This window comes from Sulfitobacter sp. EhC04 (assembly GCF_001650875.1).
In the GTDB taxonomy this organism is placed as follows: domain Bacteria; phylum Pseudomonadota; class Alphaproteobacteria; order Rhodobacterales; family Rhodobacteraceae; genus Sulfitobacter.
On the sequence record NZ_LXYI01000008.1, the window covers coordinates 63,144 to 88,451 of the forward strand.

The window sequence follows — 25,308 nt, forward strand, 5'->3', positions numbered from 1 at the left end:
TCAACCTTTTGGTTGATCATTCTCGACCGGTGTCCGCCAGGGCGCGGTCTGCTGAAACAGCCAGTCATGGAATACGCGCACGGCCTTGCGGCGCAAGACGCCGTGACCACGCAGCAGATGATAACCCCCTTCACGCATCCCGATGTCAGAAACCCGCACCAGCCGTCCTGCCGCGACCTCCCCTGCGACCACTTCTTCGGACACCAGCAAGACGCCCTGCCCGGCAATCGCCGCCTCGACGGCCAGAACAGAACTCAGCCGCCAGGTAAATTGCGGCACCTCCGCCGGGTCAACGCCGCCAGCCAAGGTGAACCAGCGGCCCCAACTGCCCCCCGACCGGTCCCGCAGCAACGGATAGGTCAGCAGATCGCGCGGAGACGTTCCAATTGTCAGCAACAACCCTGGCGCGGCAAAGGGATAAAGCGGCGCATTGGTCAGCAACTCCGAATTCGGATACTTTGCGCCGGGCGGCACGAAGCGGATCGCCAGGTCCGCCTCGTAACGCGCCACATCCGCCAGGTGGCGCGACGCCTCCAGCCGCACAGTCACCTCCGGGTGGGCGCAGCTGAAAGATTGCAAACGCTGAATGAGAAACTTCGTCGCGAACAGAGGTTCCGAATTGACAGTGATCGTGCCCTCCGGCGTCTCGGCCAGCCCTTCCGTAGCAACGCCGATGGCATCGAGCGCGGGCGAGACCTGCGCCAGATAGGCGGCGCCGTCATCTGTCAGCACAAGACCCCGCGACAGATCGCGGAACAATTGCACGCCCAGCCGATCCTCCAGCCCCCTGACGTGACGGCTGATGGACGAATGGCTGACCCGCAATTCCTCCGCCGCGCGGGAAAAGCTTTGATGGCGTCCCGCAGCCTCAAAGGCGCGCAGGGCATTCAGCGGGGGTAATGTTCGGCTCATACTTACTTGTGCAGTTTTGGCACACGTCACGTCAACCATTTGTCTTTGTGGGGCCTGAGCGATTGTGGAAAATTAGCTGCAACAGCAAGCAAGGAAGGCACAAAGATGGCCTATGTCGCATATCCAATGGTCCAGTCGTCAAACAAGACCCGTGCAAATTTGAAACGCATCGTGGAGTCACTGCGCAGCCTGTTTCAACGCCGCAAACATCCGCACCTGCGCGATCTGAGCGACCGTGCCGCGCGGGATGTGGGGATTGACCTGGCCACTCTCGAACAGCACCGCCTGCGCCTGCCGTCACAGCACAGCCACCATCCACGCGGCTGAGCGGCTTCCCCAATCCCCGCGCCTTCGCTATTGAAGGGGGATGACACCCACACTTGATCAGGTTTTCGCCGCTCTCGCCGATCCCACGCGCCGCGCGATTCTGGCCATGCTGCTGGAAGACGACATGGCCGTGACCGATGTGGCGGAACCGTTCGAGATGTCGCTGGCCGCGATTTCAAAGCACCTCAACGTGCTGACGGGCGCCGGGTTGATCTCTCAGGAAAAGAGGGGGAGGGTGAAATGGTGCAAACTGGAGCCCGAAGCGATGAAAGCGGCGTCAACCTGGATGCAGGGCTTTGGCCAGTTCGAACCAATCCATCTGGACGCGTTTGAGCGTTTTCTGGAAGCGGAACTGCCCACAACGGACGAAAAAGGCGCGTGATCCCTCACGCGCCCTGATTTTCAGAAGGCCAACTGGATTACCACGAGAACGACAACAACAAGGCCAATGATGTAGATGAGGTTACGCATCCCAAACCCCTCAGACCAGACCGAGCAGGCGCAGGATGGCAAGAACGACGACCACAAGGCCAATAAGATAAATGATGCTGCGCACGTTGACGCTCCTTTTTATTCAGATTGAATAACGAACGCGTGATCTCTGCCTTTGGTTCCAATTACCTCAGACATTCTTTGCACTGTCATCCCGCAGCAAGAGCAGCAAGGCGAGTATCGTCAGCCCGACGCCCCCCAACACAAACACTGACGGCACCCCGTTTCCCAGGAAAATCTCCCAGACGATCACCCAGGTCGGCGTGAGGTAGGTATAGGCCATGACCTTGGCCGAGGGCAGCCGAAGTGTCGCAAAGGACAGCAGCACCACAGTGATCGACGTGGCGCAAATGGTCACATAGGCCAGCGTGATCCAGACAAGCGGTGGTAACGCCGCCCAGTCCGTCGCGGTTATGTCGCCCCAGGCGTAGACCAGCAGCAACACCGCGCCCGCCAGCAAGGTCCCGAAAGTAAAGGTGACAGGCCCCTCGCCCCGGTTCAGGCGGCGGACCAGCGGCGTATAGATTGCGTGGCTGACGCAGCCGATGAAATAGATCGCTTCGCCCCGCCCCACATCGAAGGCCATCAGCGCCCCCAGATCCGCGCGAAAAATGACCCATAGCGCCCCGGCCCCGCCAATGACCAGCGCCAGCGCCATCCGGGATGTCAGCACTTGCCGCAACATGAACCAGGCAACCGCGGCGGCCATGACCGGCACCAGGGTGAACACCGCCGCCGCGCTGACCGGCGGCGCGGTCTTCAAACCCTCGAACATCAGGACAAAGTAAAAGGCAAAGAAACCACCAAGCAGCAAATAGCGCCACGGCGCGGCAAAGCTGGATCGTGAGAGGGACCCGCGATGCCAGGCCAGTGCCCCGACAACGACCGCCGCCAGACAGAAACGGATCGCCGTAAACGCGGTGGGCTCGATGTCATTGGCAACAAGCGCACCCAGCGAAAACGACCCGGCGACGAGCGCAGAAAATACCAGCATGGCCAAATGACCCTGCGCACCCGGACTCACTGCTTGTCCTCATTAAACCGCTTCTTGATGAAGGCCAGCAGGGCTTGCACCTTTGTCGTTCGATGCAGGTCGACATGTGTCACCAGCCAGAGCGGAACGGCCCATTCATCACGCGGCGGGTAGACCTCGACCAGATCGGGGTGTCGCTCCGCCTCTGCTGCGCCCATGAAGCCGATCCCGGCCCCCGACAGCACAGCGGCATTCACGGCTTCGCTGTCCGTACAGCGAAACCGGATTGCTTCTGTCGGCACGTTCTCTCGCAACCAGACATAGAACGGCGCCCTGCTGTCCTCATTGTCCGGCCCGATGAAACGGTGTTTGGAATAATCCTGCGGCCCCTGGGGAAGTCCGTATTCCGCGACGTATTCGTGGCTGGCATAGGCGCCGAAGCAACTGGAAGTCATGGGTTGCACCACGTTGTCGGGCTGGTCCGGGATGGTGCCCGCACGGATGGCGACATGCGCCTCGCCGTATTCCAGCCGAAACAGCCGGTCCCCCGTCAGATACCGCACTGTGACCTTTGGATACTGCCGCTGAAAGGCGACCAGCATCGGTGTAAAGGCTTGCGACAGGCTTGCAACAGACGTGACCACAAGGTCGCCGGAAACATCCATTCCGCGCCCTTTTATCCGGCCGGAAAGCTGGCTGAACTGGTCATCGGTGGCCTGGGCCACCCGCAACAGGTCCTCTCCTGCTTCGGTGGCGGTATAGCCACGGGCATGGCGCTGGAACAATTTCACGCCCAACCGTCCCTCCAATGCGTCAATGTGCCTGATCACCGTGGCGTGATGTACACCCAGAACCTCTGCAGCGCCGCTCACGGTGCCCAAACGGGCCACCTGATACGCTGTTCTGATTTCATCCCAGTTTTCCATTTGCCCCCTGCATCAACCTTTGTGCAAATTTGAACATGTCTCGCGCGTTTTCTGGCAGTTGTGTTTGCATTTGCAAGAGCCGATTTACAAATCAAACGCATCAACCAAGGAAGTACACAATGTCCATACTCCGCATCGACTCCTCCGCAAACACCGCAGACTCGATCACACGCAAGTTGACCGACCGGATCGTCGCCAAACTGGGCGACAGCGATATTGTTACCCGGGACCTCGCCCTCGAACCGCTGCCGCAGATCACCCACACTTGGGCCGTGGCCCGCGCGACACCCGAATCCGACCGCGCGCCCGAGCAAATCGAGGCGCTGAAGGAATCCGACAAGCTGGTGGCAGAACTGCTGTCCGCCGACACCATCGTGATCGGCGCACCGATCTACAATTTTGGCGTGCCTGCCTCGCTCAAGGCATGGATCGACCTCGTGGCGCGCGTCGGCGTCACCTTCCGCTACACAGAAAACGGGCCCGAAGGGCTGGTCAAGGGCAAGCGCGTCATCATCGCCATGGCCTCCGGCGGTGTGCCAGCAGGGTCGCCGGCCGATTTCGTCACCGAATACCTGAAATTCGTGCTGGGTTTTCTGGGCATCACCGATGTGACCATCGTTGCCGCTGACGCGCTGGCCAAGGATGCCGAAGGCACCATCGCCCGCGCAAATAACCAGATCGACGGGCTTGCCATCGCCGCTTGAGGCGTCACCAGCCAAACAGCAAGAAACGCCTGATGCGCCGGGCCGACACCCATGTCGGTCCGGCGCAGTTTATTGCCACCCGGTCACAACCAGCCGGAACCACCCGCCGCCCTGCCGCGTTGACAGACGGGTTCTGCCGCAGCGCACAAAAGGGGTGACTGATGAGTGATTGGTTCGCGGGGTCCCAGGACCTTGTTGCATTGGGCCTGCTGGCCTGCGTGTTCATCGCCTTTATCCTCGAAAAATACCCGCCCGACACGACAGCCGTCGTTGGCGCGGCTGTGTTCATAGTACTGGGCCTTGTCAGCCCCGACGATGTGATGGCCGTCTTCTCCAACCCGGCCCCGATCACGATTGCGGCGATGTTCGTCGTCTCAGGCGCGCTGGTGCGCACGGGGGTGCTGGATGCCATGGCCGGATTCATCGTCGAACGGGCCAAGACGCGACCCGTCCTCGCATTGGTCACTTTCTTCCTTGCGGCACTGATTGCATCGGCCTTTGTCAACAACACCCCGATTGTGCTGATCCTGATCCCGCTGGTGCTGCGCCTCAGCCACGCGGTAGGCATCGTTTCGACCCGCTTGCTGATCCCCTTGTCCTATGTGTCGATTCTGGGCGGCACCTGCACCATGATCGGCACCTCCACCAACCTATTGGTGGATGGCGTTGCGCGTCAGAATGGCCTCGACGCATTTGGTATCTTCGAAATCGCGCCTGTGGGCATCGTTGTCGCGCTCACTGGTCTGACCTTCATGGTGCTGGCCGGTCGTTTCCTGCTGCCCGACCGCGCCGACCGGGGGGCCGCGTCCATGCTGACCGAAACCACCTTTCTGACAGAGGTCGCGATCCTGCCTGACGCGCCGATGATCGGCCAGACGCTCGCCGACACGCCGGAATTCAACCGCGCGGCGATCCGCATCACGGGGCTGCGCCGGGGCGGCAATATCCAGCGGTCGGACCTGCCCGAAACGGTACTGGCAAAGGGCGACACCCTGATCCTGTCGCTGCCGACGTCGGAACTGCTCACTCTGCATGACATTTCGGGGCTGCGCGTGGGTCTGCGCCGCCCAGGCCGCCCCCGCGAGGACGAAGCCCCCCTGATCGCAGAAGCCATCGTACCGCCGGGTCTGGCCCAGGGCCGGACAATGCTGGGTGTCACAGGGTTGGGCGCGGACTATGGCGTGCGCATCCTGGGTGCAAACCGGCACGGGCATATTCCGGGCCCGGATCTGTGGTCAGTGAAACTGCGTTCGGCAGACAGGCTGCTCTTGCAGGGAACCGCCGCAGGACTGGATGCGCTGGCACGCGGCGGCACCATCGTGTCGGTCTCGCGGCCTTCGGGGCGCGCGTACCGCAGACGCCAGGCCCCGATCGCCATCGGCGCGCTGCTGGCCGTTGTGACCCTTGCTGCCTTCAACGTGGCCAGCATCACGCTGTTGTCGATCCTCGCGGTGGCCCTGATCCTGTTCCTGCGCTGCATCGACAATGACGAGGCCTGGGGATCAATCGACGCGACCATCCTGATCCTGATCTTTGCGATGCTGGTGATCGGGACCGGGCTTGAAAACAGCGGTGCTGTCGAAACCGTCGTGGGCACCCTTACCCCGCTGCTGGAGACCCTGCCCCCCCTCCTGCTGCTGGCGGCGGTCTATCTGACCGCCTCGGTGCTGACGGAGCTCGTCACGAACAACGCCGTGGCGGTGATCCTGACCCCCATCGTCATCAGCCTTGCGCAGCAACTGGGCATCGACCCCCGCGCCCTGGTGGTGGCCGTGATGTTCGGAGCTTCGGCAAGTTTTGCCACGCCCATCGGCTACCAGACCAACACGCTGGTCTATGGTGCCGGGAACTACCACTTCCGCGACTTTCTGTTGATCGGCGTGCCGATGAACCTGATCGTGGGCGGGGCGGCTGTTCTTGCCATCTCCATCTTCTTTCCGCTCGGCTGATCCTGCCATGCTTGACTCCGCCCCGCCCAGCGCCTAAATCGCTCGCAATCCCCGGAAGCATCGCCTTCCGGTCCCTGTCTTGTGCGGGGATCGCCCTCCACCAGCGTGTTACGCCCGTGGGGGCATTTGTGTATTCACTGCGGCCACCCTACATCTGGGGTATCCCGCAACCGACGATAAGGGGCTTTGCCCATGTTCGAAAACCTCAGCGAACGCCTCTCCGGCGTCTTTGACCGACTGACCAAACAGGGTTCACTGTCCGAAGAGGATGTGAAAACCGCCCTGCGCGAGGTCCGCGTCGCCCTGTTGGAAGCCGACGTGTCGCTGCCCGTGGCACGCGATTTCGTCAAGGCGGTACAGGATCAGGCCACCGGACAGGCCGTCACCAAATCAGTCACCCCCGGCCAGCAGGTCGTCAAGATCGTGCATGACGCGCTGATCGACACCCTCAAGGGCGAGGGCGAGCCAGGCGCGCTCAAGATCGACAACCCGCCCGCGCCGATCCTGATGGTCGGCCTTCAGGGGGGCGGCAAGACAACGACCACCGCGAAACTCGCCAAGCGCCTCAAGGAGCGCGACGGCAAGAAGGTCCTGATGGCCTCGCTTGACGTGAACCGCCCCGCGGCGATGGAACAGCTTGCCATCCTCGGCGTGCAGATCGGCGTCGACACATTGCCCATCGTCAAGGGCGAAGACCCCGTCGCCATCGCCAAACGCGCCAAGACGCAGGCGGGCCTGGGCGGCTATGACGTCTATATGCTCGACACGGCGGGCCGCCTGTCCATCGACGAAGAGCTGATGAGCCAGGTCGAGGTGGTGCGCAATGTCGCAAACCCGCGCGAAACCCTGCTGGTGGTCGACGGCCTGACCGGACAAGACGCCGTGCACACCGCCCAGAACTTTGACGACCGGATCGGCATCACCGGCGTGGTGCTGACGCGGATGGATGGCGACGGGCGCGGCGGCGCCGCCCTGTCGATGCGCGCCGTCACCGGCAAGCCGATCCGTTTCGTCGGTCTGGGCGAAAAGATGGACGCGCTGGAGACGTTTGAACCCGAGCGCATCGCGGGCCGCATCCTCGGCATGGGCGACATCGTCGCGCTGGTCGAGAAGGCACAGGAAACCATCGAGGCCGAACAGGCCGAGAAGATGATGAAGCGCATGGCCAAGGGTCAGTTCAACATGAACGACCTGAAGATGCAGCTGGAACAGATGATCAAGATGGGCGGCATGCAGGGCATGATGGGCATGATGCCCGGCATGGGCAAAATGGCCAAACAGGTCGAAGACGCAGGCATGAACGACAAGGTTCTGAACCAGCAGATCGCGCTGATTCAGTCGATGACCAAGAAGGAACGCGCCAACCCCGCGCTGTTGCAGGCAAGCCGCAAGAAACGCATCGCCAAGGGCGCCGGCATGGAGGTTTCCGACCTCAACAAGCTGATGAAGATGCACCGTCAGATGTCCGACATGATGAAGAAGATGGGCAAGATGGGCAAAGGCGGGATGCTCAAGCAGGCCATGAAAGGCATGATGGGCAAGGGCGGCGCAGGCATGGACCCCAGCCAGATGGACCCCAAACAGCTTGAGGCCGCCGCAAAAGCGATGGGCGGCAAGCTGCCCGGCGGACTGGGCGGCATGGGCGGTGGCATGGGCCTGCCCTCGGGCCTGAGTGGTTTTGGTAAGAAGAAGTGACTGTCGCCGTCCGAAATACCTGCGTTCTGGAAACGCACCGGCTGGCGTTGCGAGCGCCCAACCGCGCCGACCTTCCCGCGTACCGCGCGTTCTATGACGCATCCAAGGTGACGGTTGGCGGCTATCGCGGCAACCGCACCGATGCCGAAGTGGAGGCCATCGTTGAGCGCGATATCGCACATTGGCAGGCCAAGGGTTTCGGCATGTTCCTCATTCGCCGGAAAGGTGCCGACGATGTTCTGGGGGGCACCGGTATCTGCCATCCTGACGATTGGCCCTCTCACGAACTGACGTGGTGGCTGATGCCCGACGCCTGCGGCGACGGCATCGCAACAGAGGCGAGCCGCGCCGTGATCGACTGGGCCCATGATACGTTGGACTGGCCGCGCGTCGAAACCCACATGCGCGATGAAAATGGTCCCGCCCGCCGCCTGGCCGAACGCCTTGGTGGCCGCATCGACCGGCGCGAAACATTTCCTGACGGCGTCACACGCGACGTCTTTGTCCTGTCTGAGCGTGCTGCCCTATGAACGCACTCATGGAACATATCCCCGTGCTCGACACAGATCGGCTGATCCTGCGCGGCCCCGCAGAATCCGACTTCGAGCCGCTGGCAGAGTTCTTTGCCGACCCGGAACGCTCAATCGGTTTCGGCGGCCCCATTCCGCGCGATCAGGCATGGCGCTGGTTTGCAGGCCTGATCGGCCACTGGCATCTGCGCGGCTACGGCTTCTGGACCGTGACGGACAGGCACAGAGGTGACGCTCTTGGCATCTGCGGGATCTGGTTCCCCGAGGGATGGCCCGAACCCGAACTGGGCTGGGTCATGTTCAAATCCGCAGAGGGCAAGGGCATCGCCTTTGAAGCTGCAAAAGCCGTCCGGCGGCACGCATATGAGGTCATGGGATTTACCACCATGACCAGCAACATCGTGCCCGGCAACACGCGGTCCATCGCGCTGGCCGAACGGCTGGGCGCTGTGCACGAACGGACATACCAAAACATCAACATGGGTACCGAATTGCTTTTCCGTCACCCAGCCCCGGAGGCCGCATGAACAATCCTCAAGAGCGCGCCGCCGGCGGTGACACCGTTGAACGCGCCGCCGACATCCTCAAGGATCACCGCGCCAGCATCGACCGGCTTGACGCCATCCTTGTCTATACGCTGGGCGAGCGGTTCAAACACACTCAGGCTGTGGGGAAACTCAAAGCCGAACACGACCTTCCCCCGTCCGATCCGGATCGCGAAGCGAACCAGATCGCGCGGCTTGAAGATTTGGCGAAAGAGGCCGACCTCGATCCCGAATTTGCCAAGAAGTTCCTGAACTTCATCATCGCTGAAGTCATTCAGCACCACAAAAGCCACCAATCGTAGGGTGCGCATTGACTGCGCACCTTCACTCAAAACAAAGGACTACACATCATGGCCATGAAAATTCGTCTCGCCCGCGGCGGTTCCAAGAAACGCCCCTTCTACCGTATCGTAGCCGCCGACAGCCGCATGCCGCGCGACGGCCGCTTCATCGAAAAGCTGGGCACCTACAACCCGCTGCTGCCCAAAGACAGCGAAGACCGCGTGCAGATGGACGTTGAGAAGGTCAAGGAATGGATCGCCAAGGGTGCCCAGCCGACCGACCGTGTCAAGCGCATGCTGGAAGCGGCGGGCGCACTGCCCAAGACCGAGCGTAACAACCCCAACAAAGGCACACCCGGCAAGAAGGCCACCGCCCGCGTCGAAGAGAAAGCCGCCAAGGCCGCTGCCGCCGCAGAAGCCGCCGCTGCCCCTGCCGAGGAAGCCCCGGCAGAAGAAGCAGCCGCAGAAGAATAAGGCGTCATACCCGGCATGGAACAGTTCTCAGACGATTTCCGTGCCGGGCTTGCCGACCTGATGCGATGGCGGCGCGATGTGCGCCGCTTTCGACGCGAACCTGTCGAGGCGGCGCTGCTGCAGCGCTGCCTTGATACCTTCAGCCTGGCACCGTCTGTCGGCCTGAGCGAGCCATGGCGCATTTGCCGCGTCACTTCCGACACGGCCCGCGCCCATGCCATCGACAATTTCAAGACGGCCAATGCCGAGGCCCTGCAAGGCTATGACGGCGACAAGGCCGCGCTTTATGCCTCCCTCAAACTCTCCGGCATGGAAGACGCCCCTGAACATCTCGCGATCTTCTGTGACGATGCCACGCCCAAGGGGTCCGGCCTGGGGGCCGCCAGCATGCCGGAAATGCGCCGCTATTCCGTTGTCAGTGCAATCACCATGATGTGGCTCACCGCGCGCAGCCTCGGCCTGGGCATTGGTTGGGTCTCAATCCTTGACCCGGCGCGTCTCAACCGCGATCTTGAAATTCCGGCAGACTGGTCACTGGTCGGCTATCTGTGCCTGGGCTGGCCCGAGCAAGACAGCCTGACGCCGGAACTGGAAACCAAGGGCTGGGAAACCCGCGCCGCCACCCTGCATATCGAGGACCGTTGATGTTTCGCCTGATCACCATTGTCATCACACTCGCCATCGGTTTCAGCATCGGGGTCAGCTATGATCGCTGGCAGATGCGCAAGGAATGTGCCGCTGGCGAAGGCGGCTGGACCGGCACCATTTGCGTCAATTCGGAGTTGCTGCAATGACGGACATGATCTGTGTCGGGGCCATTGCGGGCGCTTACGGCGTGCGCGGCGAACTGCGCGTCAAAAGCTATTGCGCGGTGCCGGAAGACATCGAGACCTACAGCCCGCTCTGGTCCGAGGACCGCAGCCGCCAGTTCGCGCTGGCCATCCTGCGCCCGATCAAGAACGGCTTTGCCGCCCGCATACCGCAGGTCGCCACCAAGGAAGAAGCCGACGCCCTGCGTGGCACGGCGCTTTATGCCGAACGGGACCAACTGCCCGGCCTGCCGGATGATGAATTCTATCACGCCGACCTGATCGGGCTGGACGTCTATGACACCGGCGGCGTGTTGCTGGGCCGGGTCAAGACGGTTCAGAACCACGGGGCCGACGACCTGCTGGAGCTGCAACTTGCAGGCAATTCCGCGACCACGTTCCTGCCCTTCACCAAAGCGGCAGTGCCCACGGTGGACCTGGCCGCCCGACGCATCGTGGCCGACCCGCCGGAGGGCATCCTGCCCGACGCGCACGACTGATGCCGCGCCGGATCATCCTCCACGCGGGTTTTCACAAGACCGGCACAACCTCGATCCAGGCAACGTTGCGGGAGAACCGGGCGGCGCTGAAAAAACACGTCGCCCTGCGCCTGCGCTGGCACATGAAAGACCTGGTCGCCGCCACACGGGGCTATTCGACCTGGCGCGATCCGCTGACCCTGATCAAGGTGCAGGACCGTTTTACCACGCTAATGGACGAGCTGCCCGGCATGCCGCGTCGCACGCTGATCATCTCTGCCGAAGAGCTTTCCGGCCATCTGCCCGGACGCGGCGCGCTGGAGGATTATTCCGCCGCACCGGTCCTGCTCTATGCCTTCTGGGAAATCGCCCGCGCGCGTTACCCCGAGGCCGAGATCATGATCTATCTGTCCACCCGCGCGCCAGACCCCTGGTTGGCATCGGCCTATGCCGAACACGTCAAAGCCTCCAACATGACCCTGGATTTCGGGGATTTCGCGGCACGTTACCAAGGTGCCTCGGACCTTGACGGCATGGTCGGTGAGATCGCCAGCCGTGTGCCCGTACCAGTACATCACCGCGCGCTGGAAAGTTGCACCGATCTGCCGCTTGGCCCCGCCGACCCGCTGCTGGACCTCTGCGATCTGCCGCTGAGCCTGCGTGCCGAACTGACAGCCGTGCCTCCGGCGAACACCCGGCTGGGCGACGACGTGCTGCAAGCCATGTTGCAGGCCAACCGCACGCATGAAAGCTCAGAGGCGCGCAATGCCGCCAAGGCACATATCCTGAAAGAGGCACAGCCGCGATGAAACCGCCCCGGTCCCATGGCCGCCAATCCGTCCGCGCCACGCTGAAGCCACGCGAGCTGATGCAGGACGTGCCCGATTACGCCGATGTCTGGCAAGCCAGGATCATCACCCTGTTTCCCGAACTTTTCCCCGGCGTGCTGGGGGCCAGCCTGACCGGCAAGGCCCTGAACGACGGGCTGTGGCAATTGCATACCCATGATCTGCGGGCACATGGCATCGGCAAGCACCGGAATGTGGATGACACCCCGGCGGGCGGCGGTGCAGGCATGGTGCTGCGCGCCGATGTCGTCGGCCCCGCGATTGAAGAGGCGCAGTCACACGCAAGAGGGCGCTGGCCGATCCTCTACATGTCGCCACGCGGCAGGCCCTTTACCCAGTCCATGGCCCGCGATCTGGCCACCTGTACTGGCGTCACCATGCTGTGCGGCCGGTTCGAAGGCGTGGATGAACGTGTGCTGGCACATTACAACGTTACCGAGGTTTCGTTGGGCGATTTTGTGATGACCGGGGGCGAACTGGCCGCACAGGCGATGATCGACGCCACGGTGCGCCTGCTGCCCGGCGTGCTGGGCAATGCCGAAAGCACGGTCGAGGAAAGCCACTCCAGCGGGTTGCTGGAACATCCGCAATACACCCGCCCCGCCACCTGGGAAGGGCATGACATTCCTTCGGTGCTGATGTCGGGAAATCACGGTGAAATCGCAAAATGGCGGCAGGCGCAGGCGCAGGAATTGACCCAGACGCGCCGCCCGGATCTTTGGGCGCGGTATAAGAAGCCTTAGGGTCAGGCCTCTAGGGCCTGTGGACATTCATTGTCGACCACCCGCGCGAGTCGGATTTTGCCGCTGGCGCCCTGATGTGAGCGCAGCAATGTGATCATTGGAAGCGAACATCCGAGATGGCAGAGGCAAAATCCGCCGCGCCCCGCAGGGGTTTCGCCAAAATTGCCCATTTCTGTGTTACAGCGTCCCGCCTTTATTTTAAGGAAAATCACTTCGCCAATGTCCCGAGAGCGCGCAGCGCGGCAGGGTATTGGCGCTTCAATTTCAAGGCGGGGCGCGCAAAGAGAGCTTGAAATAGCTGGCTATTCCTGCGCTCTCTTGCCTGGAACTGAGCAATTTTGGGCAGAAACGGGTGGTCGAAGTTGAATGTCCACAGGCCCTAGAAGTCCGCGTTGACGCCCGGCAATTTCAGCGCCTTGATCAGGTCGCGCAGCTCTTGCCGCGCCGCGACGTTGGATATGTTCAACTGCTTGACCCCGATGTCCTTGAGATCCAGCAAGGTCAGACCGCGCGGGAACAATTCGCGAAAGATCACCCGTTCATTGAAACCGGGGGCCACGCGGAACCCGATGCGCTTGGCCAGGTTGGCCACCGCGCGCTCCATCTTCTCCTTGTTGACCATGCGCTGCGCACCCAGCCGGTTGCGCACCACAACCCAGTCGATCGGGGCCAACCCGGCCTGCGCGCGCAACTGACGCGCGTTCCATACCATTTCGGAATAGACCGACGGCCCGGTGATCTTGTCGCCGCTGGCATCGGTATGGGCCAGCAGGTCAAAGTCGATGAAACTGTCGTTCAGCGGCGTGATCAGCGTATCGGCCAGCGAATGGGCAACCTGGCTGAGACGCGTGTGCGATCCGGGGCAGTCAATCAAGATGAAATCGCTGTCCGGCTCCATTGCCGCGACAGCCGCGCTCAGCCGGTGGTCATACATGTTTTCGCCGGGCCGCAACGCACCGGCCTCGATCTCGGGCAGTTCGTGCAGGGCCGGGCTGGGCAGGTTAAGCTCTGCCTGCTTGAGGAACGCAACACGGTTCTCGACGTAGCGGCCAAAGGTCCGCTGCCGCAGGTCGAGGTCCAGCCCGCTGACCTTGTGCCCCATTCGGACCAGCGCGGTGGCCACATGCATCGACACGGTTGATTTACCCGCGCCGCCCTTCTCGTTTCCGACAACGATGATATGCGCCATGCTACTGCCCTTCTGCCACACCTGCCTTTGTTACGCAGGTTATTGTTGTGCGACACTATATGTGGGGTATGCCGCTTTGGGAAGTGCTGGCAACTGTTCGGGGCAAACTTCTCTTTGGCGATGGCGCATCATTCCACGCTGTGCCGCGCAAGGAAAAGGCGCGCCCGGTGAGGGACGCGCCTTTGACCATTGTACCGTCGGCTTGGTTTAGAAACCCAGACCGGCGTATTTGTTCTTGAACTTCGACACGCGGCCACCGGTATCCATCAGACGGCTGGTGCCGCCGGTCCATGCCGGGTGGACGGAAGGGTCGATGTCCAGCGACAACTGGTCGCCTTCCTTGCCCCATGTCGATTTCATTTCCACCACGGTGCCGTCGGTCATCTTGACGTTGATGGTGTGGTATTCGGGATGTGTTTCGGCTTTCATGACCGCTCTCCTTACGCTTCGGCGCCAGATTTGGGCTTGTAATGCGCGTTCTCGACGATCCGCGCGGATTTGCCACGACGGGCGCGCAGATAGTAAAGTTTTGCGCGACGCACGCGACCGCGGCGGACCACGGTGATGCTGTCGATGTTGGTGGAATGCAGCGGGAACACACGTTCCACGCCTTCACCAAAGCTGATCTTGCGCACGGTGAAGGACCCGGCGATGCCGTGGCCGTTGTTGCGTGCAATGCAGACGCCTTCGTAGTTCTGGACACGGGTGCGCGTGCCTTCGGTAACCTTGAAGCCGACGCGGATGGTGTCACCGGCGCGAAAATCGGGGATTTCCTTGCCCAGTTCGGCGATTTGTTCCGCCTCTAGTTGTGCGATCAGGTCCATATGACCATTCTCCTAAATGTGCTCGTGGTATGCCACGAAGTTGATTGTCCGATCCAAGAGCTTCGGTCTGTCTGTCAGGTCTGCACCGCGATCCCGTCAAGGGGGTGGCCCACCGGAGGTAACATCGTCTTTCCTTGTCGCTTGCGCATAACGCAAAGCACCGGAGCCGCAGAGACGCGATTCCGGATGGGCGGGGTATAGGGGGGATCACCACAGGGATCAAGGGGGATGGTGAGCCATCGCGCCACCTTGCGAAGGCTTGGCGATATGTCCGGTTCAGGCGTCCTGAGTGCACTTGTGGCGCTAGGGTCCTTCCGCGCGCACCTTGCGCCGCCGCGCCAGCACAACAAGGTTCGACAGGAACAGCGCGCCCACCACAATGCCGCCGCCCAGCAACGCGTAGCTCCCCGGGTCTTCCCCGACAAAGAGCCATGCCAGCAGCGGCGCAAACACCGATTCCAGCAACACAAGAAGCCCCACTTCTGCCGAGGTGATGTAGCGCGGCCCCAGCGCCAGCAAAACCGAACTGCACAGAATGAATCCCACATGCATTGCCACCAGCGGTGCCTGGTCCAACGGCATTGTACCGGGCTGCGCCCAGGGCAGGATCACCAGCGCCCCCAGCACATAACCCAGCGCCACGCCGGGCACCATCGACACCTGCCGAACCAGCCGCACAGCGGTCAGCCCCGCAGCGAAGATCGCCGAGACCGCCAGCGCCAGCAGGTCGCCCGCCAGCGATGCATTCGCCGTCTCGCCCGAACCATAGGCGATTACCGCGAGGCCCGGAAGCACCGCCGCCATTGTCAGATACATGCGAAGGCTAAGCCGCTCGCCCAGCGCGACGCGGCTGAACAGGGCCGCAAAAACCGGCAATGAGGCGATGATGAAAACAACATTGGCAACCGAGGTGAGGCTGACCGCGATCACGAACAGCACGCCGCTGGCACCGATGGCGATCACATAGATCACGCCGGGCCATCCGGTCCGCCAGAACGCGCGGAAGGGCGCAGCCCCCTGCGAGACAAGCAGGGCTGCAAAAATCAGCACCCCCACCAGAAAGGCGCGCCAGAATGCGACGGTCAGCGCCGGGGCATCAATCAGGCGCACAAACAGGGAATCCGGCACGACGCACAGCACGCCGAACAACGTGATGAGCAGGCCCTTGAGTTGATCGTTCATGCTGTATCGGTGACCGATTTTCCGGACCGGGTAAAGAGCGGACCATAAACGACATCCGGGGCAGATTCGGCACCTTTGCCAGCCAGACGGGAAAAATCCGGCACCTGCACCGCATTCGGGTCAATTTTATCTCCCAAATACCGGCTGCCCCCTCGGCGGCGGCAACAGGCGAACCCGCGGTCACCCCAGTGCAGGCGGCTGACAGGATTGGGCTGACAGACTTGCCTCAGGGCGACAGGCAAGCCACCTGAAACGACGCTTTCCGCACACCCTGCCGCCAAAGGACGCCGCAGCAGCCAGATCGGAACACCCTTGAATTCGGTCGCAGCGCGCTATGCTTTCAAAACAATCACCTGGTTGAGCATGTGATACGCTCACCGCAACGGGACAGATGGCCCCCATGGGCTTGACCTTTCGGGGGCGAGTGCGTGAAACTCTGCTGGCACCCTCAGGGGTTTGACAAAAAACATGCAGGTCAACTGTATCACCCGGTGTCCGGCAAAGGCACCAAAAAGGCGGGCCATCGACATCCCGCCGACAACAGAGAGGAAGACAATGACTTATCTGACACGCACCGGCAAACCGCTCCCGCAATCCATTCTGGATTCTGCTGAGGCTGCGAAAAAAGACCCGGTAAACCGCAGGGAATTCCTGGCGCTCGCCAGTGCATTCGGTGCGACCGCCGCGACCGCCTATGGCATGATCGGAATGACACCGCCCGCCTACGCGGATGCACACGCCAACATGAAAGAGGGCGGCACCGTCCGCATGCAGATGGAAGTGCGCGCCCTCAAGGATCCGCGCACCTACGACTGGTCGCAGATCGCGAACTATTCGCGCGGTTGGCTGGAATATCTCGCCATCTGGGAAAACGACGGTACATTCAGCCCTGCCCTGCTGGAAAGCTGGGAAATCAACGACGACGCCACTGAGTACACGCTGAACGTCCGCCAGGGCGTCAAGTGGAACAACGGTGACGATTTCACCGCCGAAGACGTGGCGCGCAACATTACCGGCTGGTGCGACAAGTCACTTGAAGGCAACTCCATGGCGGGCCGTTTCGCGTCGCTGATCGACGAAGAATCCGGTCAGGCCATCGAAGGTGCAATCGAAGTTGTCGACAGCCATACGGTCAAACTGAAGCTGCCGGTTTCCGACATCACCCTGATTCCGGGTATGGCGGATTATCCCGCCGCAATCGTACCTGCGGACTTTGACGCCAACAACATGGTCGACAACCCGGTCGGCACCGGCCCCTACCTGCCTGAATCGCTCGAAGTGGGCGTGAAGGGCGTGCTGGTCAAGAACCCCGATCACACCTGGTGGGGCACAGAGGTCTATGGCGGCCCCTACATCGACCGTCTGGAATACATCGACTACGGCACTGATCCATCCGCCTGGATCGCCGCAGCCGAGGCCGAAGAGGTCGATGCCTTCTATTCCATGGAAGGCGAATACATCGACATCATGAGCACGCTGGACGGCTGGGTCGAAAACTCCATCGCCACCGCCGCCACCATCGTGATCCGGCCCAACCAACTGGCCGAGGTCGATGGCAAGAAACCCTACGAGGACAAGCGGGTGCGGCAGGCCATTGCCATGGCCGTCGACAATGCCATCGTGCTTGAGCTGGGCTATGCCGGGCGGGGCCTTGTCGCCGAAAACCACCACGTCGGCCCGATGCACCCGGAATATGCGGAACTGCCCGCGCGCAAGGTCGATCCTGCCGCCGCCAAGGCGCTGATGGACGAAGCGGGCTTTGGCGATTTCGAGCATGAGCTGATCTCGATCGACGATGCCTACCGCAAGGATTCCACCGACGCGGTTGCGGCGCAGTTGCGCGACGCAGGCATCAACGTCAAGCGGACCATCCTGCCCGGTTCGACGTTCTGGAACGACTGGACGAAGTACCCCTTCTCCTGCACCAACTGGAACGCGCGCCCACTGGGCGTACAGATCTGGGCGCTGGCCTATCGCAGCGGTGAAGCATGGAACGAATTCGGTTACGCCAACCCCGAATTCGACGATCTGCTGTCCCAGGCTCTGGCAATCGCGGATGTGGACAAGCGCCGCGAACTGATGGCCAAGGGCGAAGCGATGCTGCAAGACGATGGCGTCACGATCCAGCCCTACTGGCGGTCGCTCTACAACCACACCAAGGAAGGTCTGGTTGGCGCGGCGCACCACATCGGCTTTGAATACCATCCCGCGCGAATGGCCTGGACCGGCGACGCATAAGCGCCCCGCCTTGAACTTGAATCGCCAATACCCTGCCGCGCTGCGCGCTCTCGGGACATTGGCGAAGTGGGATGATTCAGGTTAAAGGCGGGACGCTGTAAACACCGATCCCGTCAGACAACCAAGGGCCGCGTTCATCGCGGCCCTTTTTCTTTGGCGTGGTCGCACTTGCCGCAATATGCGAACAATCCCGCCTTGCTTGCCGACGCGCCAGGCGCGTCATTTGATATCGACATCAGATACAACCAGACACTGGATAGCGTTGTGGTCAGCCGGGGTGGCGAGGCGCTGGCCATTCTTCAGGGCATGCACGAGGCGGACATTCCCGATATCGACATCATTGGCCCGCCACAGGCAACCATAGCCACCCAGGCGTAACGCTTCGCTCAGACCGCCGCCTTGCGCATCTCGTCAAGGTAGATTTCCCGCAGGCGCGGGGCCACCCGGCCCGGCGTACCGTCGCCCAGCGCCACGCCGTCGATCTCTACCACCGGCATGACAAAAGCCGAGGCCGAGGTGGTAAAGGCCTCGTCGGCCTCCTTGGCCTCGTCGATGGTAAAGTTGCGCTCTTCCACTTCCATCTGCGCCTCGCGGGCGAACCGCAGCACCGCCGCGCGGGTGATACCGTGCAGGATGTCGTTGCTAAGCGCGCGGGTGATGATCCTGTTGCCCTTGACGATATAGGCGTTGTTCGATGTCCCTTCGGTCACAAAACCGTCCTCGACCATCCAGGCATCATCGCAGCCGGCCTTCTTGGCCATCATCTTGCCCATGCTGGGATACAGCAGTTGCACCGTCTTGATGTCGCGGCGGCCCCAGCGGATATCCTCGATGCTGATCACCTTGGCACCCTTCCTGGCGGCCGGGCTATCAGCCATCCCCGGCTTGTTCTGGGTGAACAGCACAATCGTCGGCTCCGTGTCCTCTGCCGGAAAGGCAAAGTCGCGATCCCCGTCAGACCCGCGCGTGATCTGCAAATACACCAACCCTTCGTTGATCTCGTTCAGCCGCACCAATTCGCGATGCACCTCCAGCAGATCGTCCTTGCTGATCGGGTTTTTCATCTCCAACTCGTTCAGCGAGCGGCTGAGGCGCACGGCATGGCCGTCGAAATCAATCAGCTTGCCATCCAGCACGGATGTGACCTCGTACACCCCATCCGCCATCAGGAAGCCCCGGTCAAAGATCGAGATCCTGGCCTCGTCCTCGGGGAGGTATTCGCCGTTTACATAGACGGTTCTGGACAATTCTAACTTCCCTCTTCTAATTTCCATGACTTTGGTTTGCAGGAGCACGTGGTTTCACTCGATTATCATCGCGCTCCCATTTTCTGACAATTGAGGTTAGTTCGGACCAAGCTTTCGGGTTTGCTTGACGTCTACGATCTTCAATGTATGCAAAAAACGAATTGTGCGCCTTCGTCATAGCACGTTGTCTTGCAATCCGAATGACTTCTTCGTCAAAAATGTTCTGATGTATTCCTCGACTTAGGCTTTCGTAGAAGTTTAATAGCTTAATCAGATCGGCTTGAACGGTACTACCCTTTACAAATTTTGACTTCACTTCTTGTACTGGGACAGGTTCATTTCTGTTGAAGTAGTCAAATTCCTCTTGCAGCGGACCTGAATACCAAGTGTGGTCGTATTTTTGGAGAGCCTCCTGCGCGGCAATTCGCCTGCTCCAATCGTGCTGTTGCTCATCAATTTCTTTTATTGTTCGCAGTTCCCATTTCGCACCCCTCAACTGAAGCACGGCGAAAATAAATCCAACAAGCAACAGAATGACGTTGGCTACGCCAATCCCAATTGTCCAAAGTTCAAATTTGGTCATAGTGTGTTCCCCGTAGTTGCTCATGCAGTAAAGCACTAGCCCCATAGGTCAGGCAACGGCGGATGCACCCCGGCGTCGTCGAACGTCAGGGCATTCTCGCGGTCCTCGCCCAGAAGCAGCGGCCCGTCAAGATCAACCACACGGGCCCCCTGGGCGACCAGTGTCGCGGGCGCCATCGCCAGCGATGATCCGACCATGCAGCCGACCATCACGTCATAGCCTTCTGCCAGCGCCGCAGCCCGCAGTTCCAGCGCCTCGGTCAGGCCGCCGGTCTTGTCCAGCTTGATGTTGACCACATCGTATTTTCCCTTGAGATGCGGCAGGCTGGTCCGGTCGTGGGCGCTCTCATCCGCGCAGACAGGCACTGGCCGGTCCACTCCGATCAGGGCGTCATCCTCGCCCGCAGGAAGCGGTTGCTCCACCAGCGCCACACCAAGGCGGACCAGATGCGGGGCAAGGTCGGCATAGACCGCAGCCGACCAGCCCTCATTCGCATCCACGATGATGGTAGATTTCGGCGCACCCGCCCGGACGGCCTCCAGACGGGGCATGTCGTCCGGCGTCCCCAGCTTGATCTTCAACAGGGGGCGGTGGGCATTTTTGGCCGCCTGCGCCTGCATCTCGGCAGGCTCGGCCAGCGACAGGGTGTAGGCGGTGATCTCCGGCCGCGGCTTTGACAGCCCGGCCAGTTCCCACACCCGCTTTCCGGCGCGCTTTGCCTCCAGGTCCCACAGGGCGCAATCCACCGCGTTGCGCGCAGCCCCCGCGGGTAAAAGATCATAAAGACCCGCGCGGGACAGATCACCGCTCAACCCCTCGATCTGCGCGGCGACACTGTCCAGCGTTTCATCATAGCGCGCATAGGGCACACATTCTCCCCAGCCGGTCACGCCATCCGCATGGATGCGCACCGTCAGCACCTTCGCTTCGGTCCGCGAACCGCGCGAGATGGTAAAGACCTGTGCCAGCGGGAAAACATCCCGGCTCACTTCAATGCGCATGACCGCTCCTCTTTTTGGCCAAAAATATCCAATCCCGAACGCGCTGCGGTCGCGACGGTCAAAGGGCTTCCAGCGCCTCGGCCAGACGCGCGGCACCATGGCGGAACGGATCTACCGCAGGCAAGCCCAACTCGGCCTCTACCTTCTTGAGGTAGTCATCGGCTTCCTGCTCGGACATATGTTGCGTGTTCACCGAAATGCCAACCACCTTGCAGTCCGGGTTGGCCACCCGCGCCAGGGTCAGCGCCACATCGCGCACCGCTTCCATCGAGGGCGGCGTGTAATCGGGCAGGCCCCGCATGTGCGGGCGGGTCGGTTCATGGCACAGGATCAGCGCATCGGGCTGTCCGCCATGGATCAGCGCAAGCGTCACGCCGGAGTAGCTGACATGGAAAAGGCTGCCCTGCCCCTCGATGATGTCCCAGTGATCGGGGTCGTTGTCCGGTGTCAGATATTCCACGGCACCGGCCATGAAATCGGCAATCACCGCGTCCAGCGGCACGCCTGAGCCGGTGATCAGGATACCGGTTTGACCGGTGGCGCGGAACGTGCTGTTCATGCCCCGTTCGCGCATCGCCACGTCCAGCGCCAGCGCCGTGTACATCTTGCCCACGGAACAATCGGTGCCGACGGCCAGCACCCGCTTGCCCGTACGTTTCTTGCCGTTGGCGATCGGGTATTCCACATTCGGCACCCGCACATCATGCAGGGTGCGGCCATTCACCTGCGAAGCGGCGACCAGCACGCCCTCGTTGGCCAGCAGGTTGTGCAGGCCGGACGCCAGATCGAACCCCATGTTCAGCGCCTCTACCAGCACTTCTTTCCAGGCAGCAGAGATCACGCCGCCCCGGTTGGCCACGCCGATCACCAGCGTCTTGGCTCCGGCTTCCTTTGCCTCGGCCAGGGTCATGTCGGTCAGGCCCACATCGGCCTTGCACCCGTCCATGCGGAACTGGCCCACTGCATTTTCCGGGCGCCAGTCCTTGATGCCCTGGGCCACCTTCGCGGCAAGTTGGTCAGGCGCGTCGCCAAGGAACAACAGATATGGGGTCTCGATCATGGCAGGCTCTCCAATAAAGTGATTTGTCACATCTTCCCCCATCTGGCACGCAAATCGATTGCAATTCCGCAGACGCCAGCATCAGGGCGACAAGTTTTCAGCGCCAAGCCTGAAATATGCGCAAGAATATTGCAACCACCCTCCCCAGGCGATGCTGCACCTGCGAAATCCGGCTTGCAGCTTGCCACGCAATTTAATACCTGCTGACATCAGGAAAATCGCAATATTATTTCGCCACGAGGAAACCCGCCATGTCCTTCCGCATTCAACCCACACCGCCCGCCCGCCCGAACCGTTGCCAGTTGTTCGGCCCCGGTTCCAACAAGAAGCTCTTTGAAAAGATGGCGGCCTCTGCAGCGGATGTGATCAATCTCGATCTGGAAGATTCGGTTGGGCCCAACGACAAGGACATGGCCCGCGCCAATGTGATCGAGGCGATCAACACCGTCGACTGGGGCAGCAAGACCCTTTCGGTGCGCATCAACAGCCTTGATACGCCCTATTGGTATCGCGACGTAGTCGATCTTCTGGAACAGGCCTCCGAACGGCTCGACATGATCATGATCCCGAAAGTGGGCTGTGCCGCAGACATCTATGCTGTCGATGCCCTGGTGACAGCGATTGAGGCCGCCAAGGGACGCAGCAAGCGGATCGCGCTTGAGGTCATCATCGAATCCGCGGCCGGCATTGCCCATGTAGAGGAGATCGCCGCATCCTCTCCCCGGTTGGAGGCGATGAGCCTGGGTGCAGCCGATTTTGCGGCGTCCATGGGGATGCAAACCACCGGGATCGGCGGCACGCAGGAAAACTACTACATGCTGCACGAAGGCCAGAAACACTGGTCCGACCCCTGGCATTGGGCGCAGACCGCCATTGTCGCCGCCTGCCGGACCCACGGTATCCTGCCGGTTGACGGCCCCTTTGGCGATTTTTCGGACGACGAAGGCTGCCGGGCGCAGGCGCGACGCTCTGCGACGCTGGGCATGGTCGGCAAATGGGCCATCCACCCCAAGCAAATCGCAATCTCCAACGAGGTCTTCACCCCCTCGGAAGAAGCGGTCGCCGAAGCACGCGAAATCCTGGCCGCGATGGAGCAGGCAAAAGCGAATGGTGAGGGTGCGACAGTCTACAAGGGGCGGTTGGTCGATATCGCCAGCATCAAGCAGGCCGAAGTAATCGTTCGCCAATCAGAAATGATTGCGAACAGCTAGGGCCAGATCGAAATAGCGGGCCGACCCCTTTTGACAGGGGGTCGACTCAGACCGCCTGCTGTTGCACCGGCGGCAGCTGACCGGCGGCGTCGCTGTCAAAGCTGACCCGATGCTGGTATATCGCCATGGCCACCACCGTGCCGAGCATGCCCGCGAGGATGTAATTTACCAGCGCCATCTTTGGCCCCTTTGCAAACATTTTTCTGCCTTGATCTGAGCCTCACCCTTCCCCCGCCCTGGCATTTTCGCAAGAAATACAAGGGAAACACTCTGTTTCCACTGCGCTTTACACCTTAATTTCGCCGCATTTGCCCTACTGTTCCCAGTGGAGAAACACGGGGCAATTCACCCGCGCCCGCGCCGCCCCGATGCCGCCGCGTTGCAAAGCACCGCAACTGCGGCCATATATCGGGCAACAAGGCGGAGCATCACATGACGCAATATCTGGATTTTGAGAAACCCCTGGCAGAAATCGAGGGCAAGGCGGAAGAATTGCGCGCCATGGCGCGTGAAAACAGGGAAATGGACATCACCGCCGAAGCCAAGGCGCTGGATGCCAAGGCAACCAGCCTGCTTGAGGAAATCTATGGCTCACTGACCCCCTGGCGCAAATGCCAGGTCGCCCGGCACCCCGAGCGCCCGCATTGCGAAAACTACATCGACGCCCTTTTCACCGAATTCACGCCGCTTGCAGGCGATCGCAACTTTGCCGACGATCTGGCGGTCATGGGCGGCCTTGCACGCTTTGACGGCCGCCCCGTCATGGTAATCGGTCACGAAAAGGGCAACGATACCAAATCCCGGATCGAGCGGAATTTCGGCATGGCCCGCCCCGAAGGTTATCGCAAGGCGGTGCGCCTGATGGAACTGGCGGGCAAGTTCGGCCTTCCGGTGATCACGCTGGTGGACACGCCGGGGGCCTATCCCGGCAAGGGGGCCGAGGAACGCGGCCAGTCTGAAGCGATTGCGCGCTCAACCGAGAAATGCTTGCAAATTGGTGTGCCGCTGGTGAGTGTGATCATCGGCGAGGGGGGATCGGGCGGCGCTGTCGCCTTTGCCACCGCCAACCGCGTCGCGATGCTGGAACATGCGGTCTATTCCGTGATCACCCCGGAGGGCTGCGCATCGATTCTCTGGAAAGATTCCGAAAAGATGCGTGAGGCCGCAGAGGCCATGCGCCTGACCGCAGATGACCTGCGCAAGCTGGGGGTCACAGACAGGATCATTTCCGAACCGAGAGGCGGCGCGCACCGCGACGCCCCCGCCGCAATCAAGGCCGTGGGCAGCGCAATCGCGGCCATGCTGTCCGAACTCGACGGCAAGGATGCTGCCGCCCTGATCGCCGACCGGCGCAAGAAATACCTGGACATGGGCGCCAAGGGCCTGGCCGCCTGAGGCCGCCCTACCACTTGATGCGAAACCGAGGTCCCGGTTGCGGGACCCGGTCGAACCCCATTGCGACATAGGTCTGCTGCGCGGCAAGATTGTCGGGGTCCGTCCCGACCGCCAGGAACCGGCAACCCCGCTCCCGCGCAACGCCGATGCATGCCGCCACCAGAGCACGCCCAACGCCCTGCCCGCGCATGGTGTCCCGAATGAAAAGGTGATGCAGGTCCATGCCCCGCACCCCGAACTGCAACTGGGCAATAGGGCAAAGTGCTGCATAACCGGACAGGCCCTTGGCCGCTTCTGCGACGAGGATGGTCAACCAGGGATGCGCACCCAGCGCATCGCGGCGCAGATCGTCGAGCGTGAGCATCGCGGTATCGCCGTGGTGCCGGGCAAGGCCGACAACCATGGCGTGAACCTCGGGCAGGTCCTGTTCTGTTGCTTGTCTGATCTGGGTCATGATGCTCTCTGGGGTGGGGCCACAGAGAGGCGTCAATCGCCGCGCTGTAGCGGCTTTGGGAATGGGAAAAGGGCCGCGCTTAATAGGTGCGGCGATCGTAACCCTGGGTCGTGGTGCAGCGGTTTTCCATATGGGCTGATAGCCACCGGACAGCTGATGTGTCAACGCCACTTCGCCGAAGATGTGAAGCCGCGTGAATTGTAAATACCGCTGCGCGACACAATATTTATATTAGAG

At 61.5% G+C, this 25,308-nt stretch carries 31 protein-coding genes; 18 read left to right on the forward strand and 13 right to left on the reverse strand.

Translation table 11 applies throughout. From position 1 onward, the window contains the following. On the reverse strand, positions 1 to 912 hold the full coding sequence (locus A8B82_RS03225; protein WP_067288092.1) for a LysR substrate-binding domain-containing protein: 912 nt from the start codon (positions 910 to 912) through the stop codon (positions 1 to 3). Between the two features lie 105 nt (positions 913 to 1,017). Here A8B82_RS03225 and A8B82_RS03230 point away from each other — a divergent pair, with 105 nt between their 5' ends. Then, entirely contained in the window at positions 1,018 to 1,239 is a 222-nt protein-coding gene (locus tag A8B82_RS03230) for a hypothetical protein (RefSeq protein WP_067288096.1), read from the forward strand. Positions 1,240 to 1,279: 40 nt separating this feature from the next. After that, positions 1,280 to 1,621: an ArsR/SmtB family transcription factor gene (locus tag A8B82_RS03235; RefSeq protein ID WP_067288099.1), complete on the forward strand. Its 342-nt coding sequence runs from the start codon at positions 1,280 to 1,282 to the stop codon at positions 1,619 to 1,621. A gap of 240 nt (positions 1,622 to 1,861) precedes the next feature. On the opposite strand, the gene A8B82_RS03240 is transcribed toward A8B82_RS03235, so the two are convergent. Together A8B82_RS03240 and A8B82_RS03245 are read right to left on the reverse strand one after the other, a co-directional pair. Then, positions 1,862 to 2,725 (reverse strand): DMT family transporter, encoded by an 864-nt coding sequence (locus A8B82_RS03240; RefSeq protein WP_067288660.1) that lies wholly within the window; start codon positions 2,723 to 2,725, stop codon positions 1,862 to 1,864. Between the two features lie 26 nt (positions 2,726 to 2,751). After that, on the reverse strand, positions 2,752 to 3,630 hold the full coding sequence (locus tag A8B82_RS03245; protein WP_067288102.1) for a LysR family transcriptional regulator: 879 nt from the start codon (positions 3,628 to 3,630) through the stop codon (positions 2,752 to 2,754). A 119-nt stretch (positions 3,631 to 3,749) separates the two neighbouring features. Here A8B82_RS03245 and A8B82_RS03250 point away from each other — a divergent pair, with 119 nt between their 5' ends. The 12 genes from A8B82_RS03250 to trmD all read left to right on the forward strand — a co-directional run bounded on the left by A8B82_RS03250 (position 3,750) and on the right by trmD (position 12,687). Beyond that, positions 3,750 to 4,334 carry an FMN-dependent NADH-azoreductase gene (locus A8B82_RS03250; protein WP_067288105.1) on the forward strand — a complete coding sequence of 195 codons (585 nt, stop codon included), beginning with the start codon at positions 3,750 to 3,752 and terminating at the stop codon, positions 4,332 to 4,334. A gap of 161 nt (positions 4,335 to 4,495) precedes the next feature. Continuing rightward, complete coding sequence (locus A8B82_RS03255) at positions 4,496 to 6,283, forward strand: SLC13 family permease (protein ID WP_067288108.1); 1,788 nt, start codon at positions 4,496 to 4,498, stop codon at positions 6,281 to 6,283. A 192-nt stretch (positions 6,284 to 6,475) separates the two neighbouring features. Further along, positions 6,476 to 7,978, forward strand: coding sequence for a signal recognition particle protein (gene ffh, locus A8B82_RS03260; protein ID WP_067288111.1), 1,503 nt, complete (start codon positions 6,476 to 6,478; stop codon positions 7,976 to 7,978). Then, entirely contained in the window at positions 7,975 to 8,508 is a 534-nt protein-coding gene (locus A8B82_RS03265) for a GNAT family N-acetyltransferase (protein WP_067288114.1), read from the forward strand. Before ffh ends, A8B82_RS03265 begins: the two co-directional genes overlap by 4 nt. Positions 8,509 to 8,516: 8 nt before the next feature. Next, a complete protein-coding gene (locus A8B82_RS03270; protein ID WP_082899112.1) occupies positions 8,517 to 9,035 on the forward strand; it encodes a GNAT family N-acetyltransferase in 519 nt (172 codons plus the stop codon). After that, positions 9,032 to 9,355: a chorismate mutase gene (locus A8B82_RS03275; protein WP_067288119.1), complete on the forward strand. Its 324-nt coding sequence runs from the start codon at positions 9,032 to 9,034 to the stop codon at positions 9,353 to 9,355. The genes A8B82_RS03270 and A8B82_RS03275 overlap by 4 nt, the downstream gene beginning before the upstream one ends. 48 nt (positions 9,356 to 9,403) lie before the next feature. Continuing rightward, positions 9,404 to 9,808 (forward strand): 30S ribosomal protein S16, encoded by a 405-nt coding sequence (gene rpsP, locus A8B82_RS03280; protein ID WP_067288122.1) that lies wholly within the window; start codon positions 9,404 to 9,406, stop codon positions 9,806 to 9,808. 15 nt (positions 9,809 to 9,823) lie between these two features. Beyond that, entirely contained in the window at positions 9,824 to 10,453 is a 630-nt protein-coding gene (gene bluB, locus A8B82_RS03285; RefSeq protein ID WP_067288124.1) for a 5,6-dimethylbenzimidazole synthase, read from the forward strand. After that, entirely contained in the window at positions 10,453 to 10,602 is a 150-nt protein-coding gene (locus tag A8B82_RS24310; protein ID WP_162841702.1) for a hypothetical protein, read from the forward strand. The genes bluB and A8B82_RS24310 overlap by 1 nt, the downstream gene beginning before the upstream one ends. After that, on the forward strand, positions 10,599 to 11,117 hold the full coding sequence (rimM, locus tag A8B82_RS03290; protein WP_067288127.1) for a ribosome maturation factor RimM: 519 nt from the start codon (positions 10,599 to 10,601) through the stop codon (positions 11,115 to 11,117). The genes A8B82_RS24310 and rimM overlap by 4 nt, the downstream gene beginning before the upstream one ends. Next, a complete protein-coding gene (locus A8B82_RS03295; protein WP_067288130.1) occupies positions 11,117 to 11,905 on the forward strand; it encodes a hypothetical protein in 789 nt (262 codons plus the stop codon). The genes rimM and A8B82_RS03295 overlap by 1 nt, the downstream gene beginning before the upstream one ends. Beyond that, on the forward strand, positions 11,902 to 12,687 hold the full coding sequence (trmD, locus tag A8B82_RS03300) for a tRNA (guanosine(37)-N1)-methyltransferase TrmD (RefSeq protein ID WP_067288132.1): 786 nt from the start codon (positions 11,902 to 11,904) through the stop codon (positions 12,685 to 12,687). Before A8B82_RS03295 ends, trmD begins: the two co-directional genes overlap by 4 nt. A 379-nt stretch (positions 12,688 to 13,066) precedes the next feature. Here the strand turns inward: trmD and A8B82_RS03305 are convergent, their stop codons facing one another. The 4 genes from A8B82_RS03305 to A8B82_RS03320 form a co-directional block, all read right to left on the reverse strand. After that, complete coding sequence (locus A8B82_RS03305) at positions 13,067 to 13,876, reverse strand: division plane positioning ATPase MipZ (protein WP_067288134.1); 810 nt, start codon at positions 13,874 to 13,876, stop codon at positions 13,067 to 13,069. Positions 13,877 to 14,083: 207 nt separating this feature from the next. Beyond that, positions 14,084 to 14,305 carry a 50S ribosomal protein L31 gene (gene rpmE, locus A8B82_RS03310; RefSeq protein ID WP_067288138.1) on the reverse strand — a complete coding sequence of 74 codons (222 nt, stop codon included), beginning with the start codon at positions 14,303 to 14,305 and terminating at the stop codon, positions 14,084 to 14,086. Positions 14,306 to 14,316: 11 nt separating this feature from the next. After that, complete coding sequence (rplS, locus tag A8B82_RS03315; RefSeq protein ID WP_067288140.1) at positions 14,317 to 14,700, reverse strand: 50S ribosomal protein L19; 384 nt, start codon at positions 14,698 to 14,700, stop codon at positions 14,317 to 14,319. 303 nt (positions 14,701 to 15,003) lie between these two features. After that, complete coding sequence (locus tag A8B82_RS03320; RefSeq protein ID WP_067288143.1) at positions 15,004 to 15,882, reverse strand: DMT family transporter; 879 nt, start codon at positions 15,880 to 15,882, stop codon at positions 15,004 to 15,006. A gap of 555 nt (positions 15,883 to 16,437) precedes the next feature. Between A8B82_RS03320 and A8B82_RS03325 the strand changes: the two genes are divergently transcribed. Continuing rightward, complete coding sequence (locus A8B82_RS03325; RefSeq protein WP_067288144.1) at positions 16,438 to 18,120, forward strand: ABC transporter substrate-binding protein; 1,683 nt, start codon at positions 16,438 to 16,440, stop codon at positions 18,118 to 18,120. 168 nt (positions 18,121 to 18,288) lie between these two features. Further along, a complete protein-coding gene (locus tag A8B82_RS03330; protein WP_138069653.1) occupies positions 18,289 to 18,498 on the forward strand; it encodes a hypothetical protein in 210 nt (69 codons plus the stop codon). Between the two features lie 8 nt (positions 18,499 to 18,506). Here A8B82_RS03330 and A8B82_RS03335 read toward each other — a convergent pair whose 3' ends face one another. Genes A8B82_RS03335 through dgcN form a run of 4 tightly spaced genes read right to left on the reverse strand, consistent with a single transcriptional unit; the run spans position 18,507 to position 22,011 of the window. After that, a complete protein-coding gene (locus A8B82_RS03335) occupies positions 18,507 to 19,367 on the reverse strand; it encodes a D-amino-acid transaminase (protein WP_067288150.1) in 861 nt (286 codons plus the stop codon). A 16-nt stretch (positions 19,368 to 19,383) separates the two neighbouring features. Beyond that, positions 19,384 to 19,950: a DUF4760 domain-containing protein gene (locus tag A8B82_RS03340; protein WP_161489411.1), complete on the reverse strand. Its 567-nt coding sequence runs from the start codon at positions 19,948 to 19,950 to the stop codon at positions 19,384 to 19,386. Positions 19,951 to 19,985: 35 nt separating this feature from the next. Then, entirely contained in the window at positions 19,986 to 20,951 is a 966-nt protein-coding gene (dgcA, locus tag A8B82_RS03345) for an N-acetyl-D-Glu racemase DgcA (RefSeq protein ID WP_067288157.1), read from the reverse strand. Positions 20,952 to 21,009: 58 nt separating this feature from the next. Then, on the reverse strand, positions 21,010 to 22,011 hold the full coding sequence (dgcN, locus tag A8B82_RS03350; protein WP_067288160.1) for an N-acetyltransferase DgcN: 1,002 nt from the start codon (positions 22,009 to 22,011) through the stop codon (positions 21,010 to 21,012). A 251-nt stretch (positions 22,012 to 22,262) separates the two neighbouring features. Between dgcN and A8B82_RS03355 the strand changes: the two genes are divergently transcribed. Further along, positions 22,263 to 23,222: an L-malyl-CoA/beta-methylmalyl-CoA lyase gene (locus A8B82_RS03355; protein ID WP_067288163.1), complete on the forward strand. Its 960-nt coding sequence runs from the start codon at positions 22,263 to 22,265 to the stop codon at positions 23,220 to 23,222. 46 nt (positions 23,223 to 23,268) lie between these two features. On the opposite strand, the gene A8B82_RS24650 is transcribed toward A8B82_RS03355, so the two are convergent. Beyond that, positions 23,269 to 23,400, reverse strand: a complete 132-nt coding sequence (locus tag A8B82_RS24650) for a hypothetical protein (RefSeq protein ID WP_268873788.1) — start codon at positions 23,398 to 23,400, stop codon at positions 23,269 to 23,271. Between the two features lie 254 nt (positions 23,401 to 23,654). Between A8B82_RS24650 and A8B82_RS03360 the strand changes: the two genes are divergently transcribed. After that, positions 23,655 to 24,617, forward strand: coding sequence for an acetyl-CoA carboxylase carboxyltransferase subunit alpha (locus tag A8B82_RS03360; protein ID WP_067288166.1), 963 nt, complete (start codon positions 23,655 to 23,657; stop codon positions 24,615 to 24,617). A gap of 7 nt (positions 24,618 to 24,624) precedes the next feature. Here the strand turns inward: A8B82_RS03360 and A8B82_RS03365 are convergent, their stop codons facing one another. Then, positions 24,625 to 25,071, reverse strand: a complete 447-nt coding sequence (locus A8B82_RS03365) for a GNAT family N-acetyltransferase (RefSeq protein ID WP_067288169.1) — start codon at positions 25,069 to 25,071, stop codon at positions 24,625 to 24,627. Positions 25,072 to 25,308: the final 237 nt, after the last annotated feature.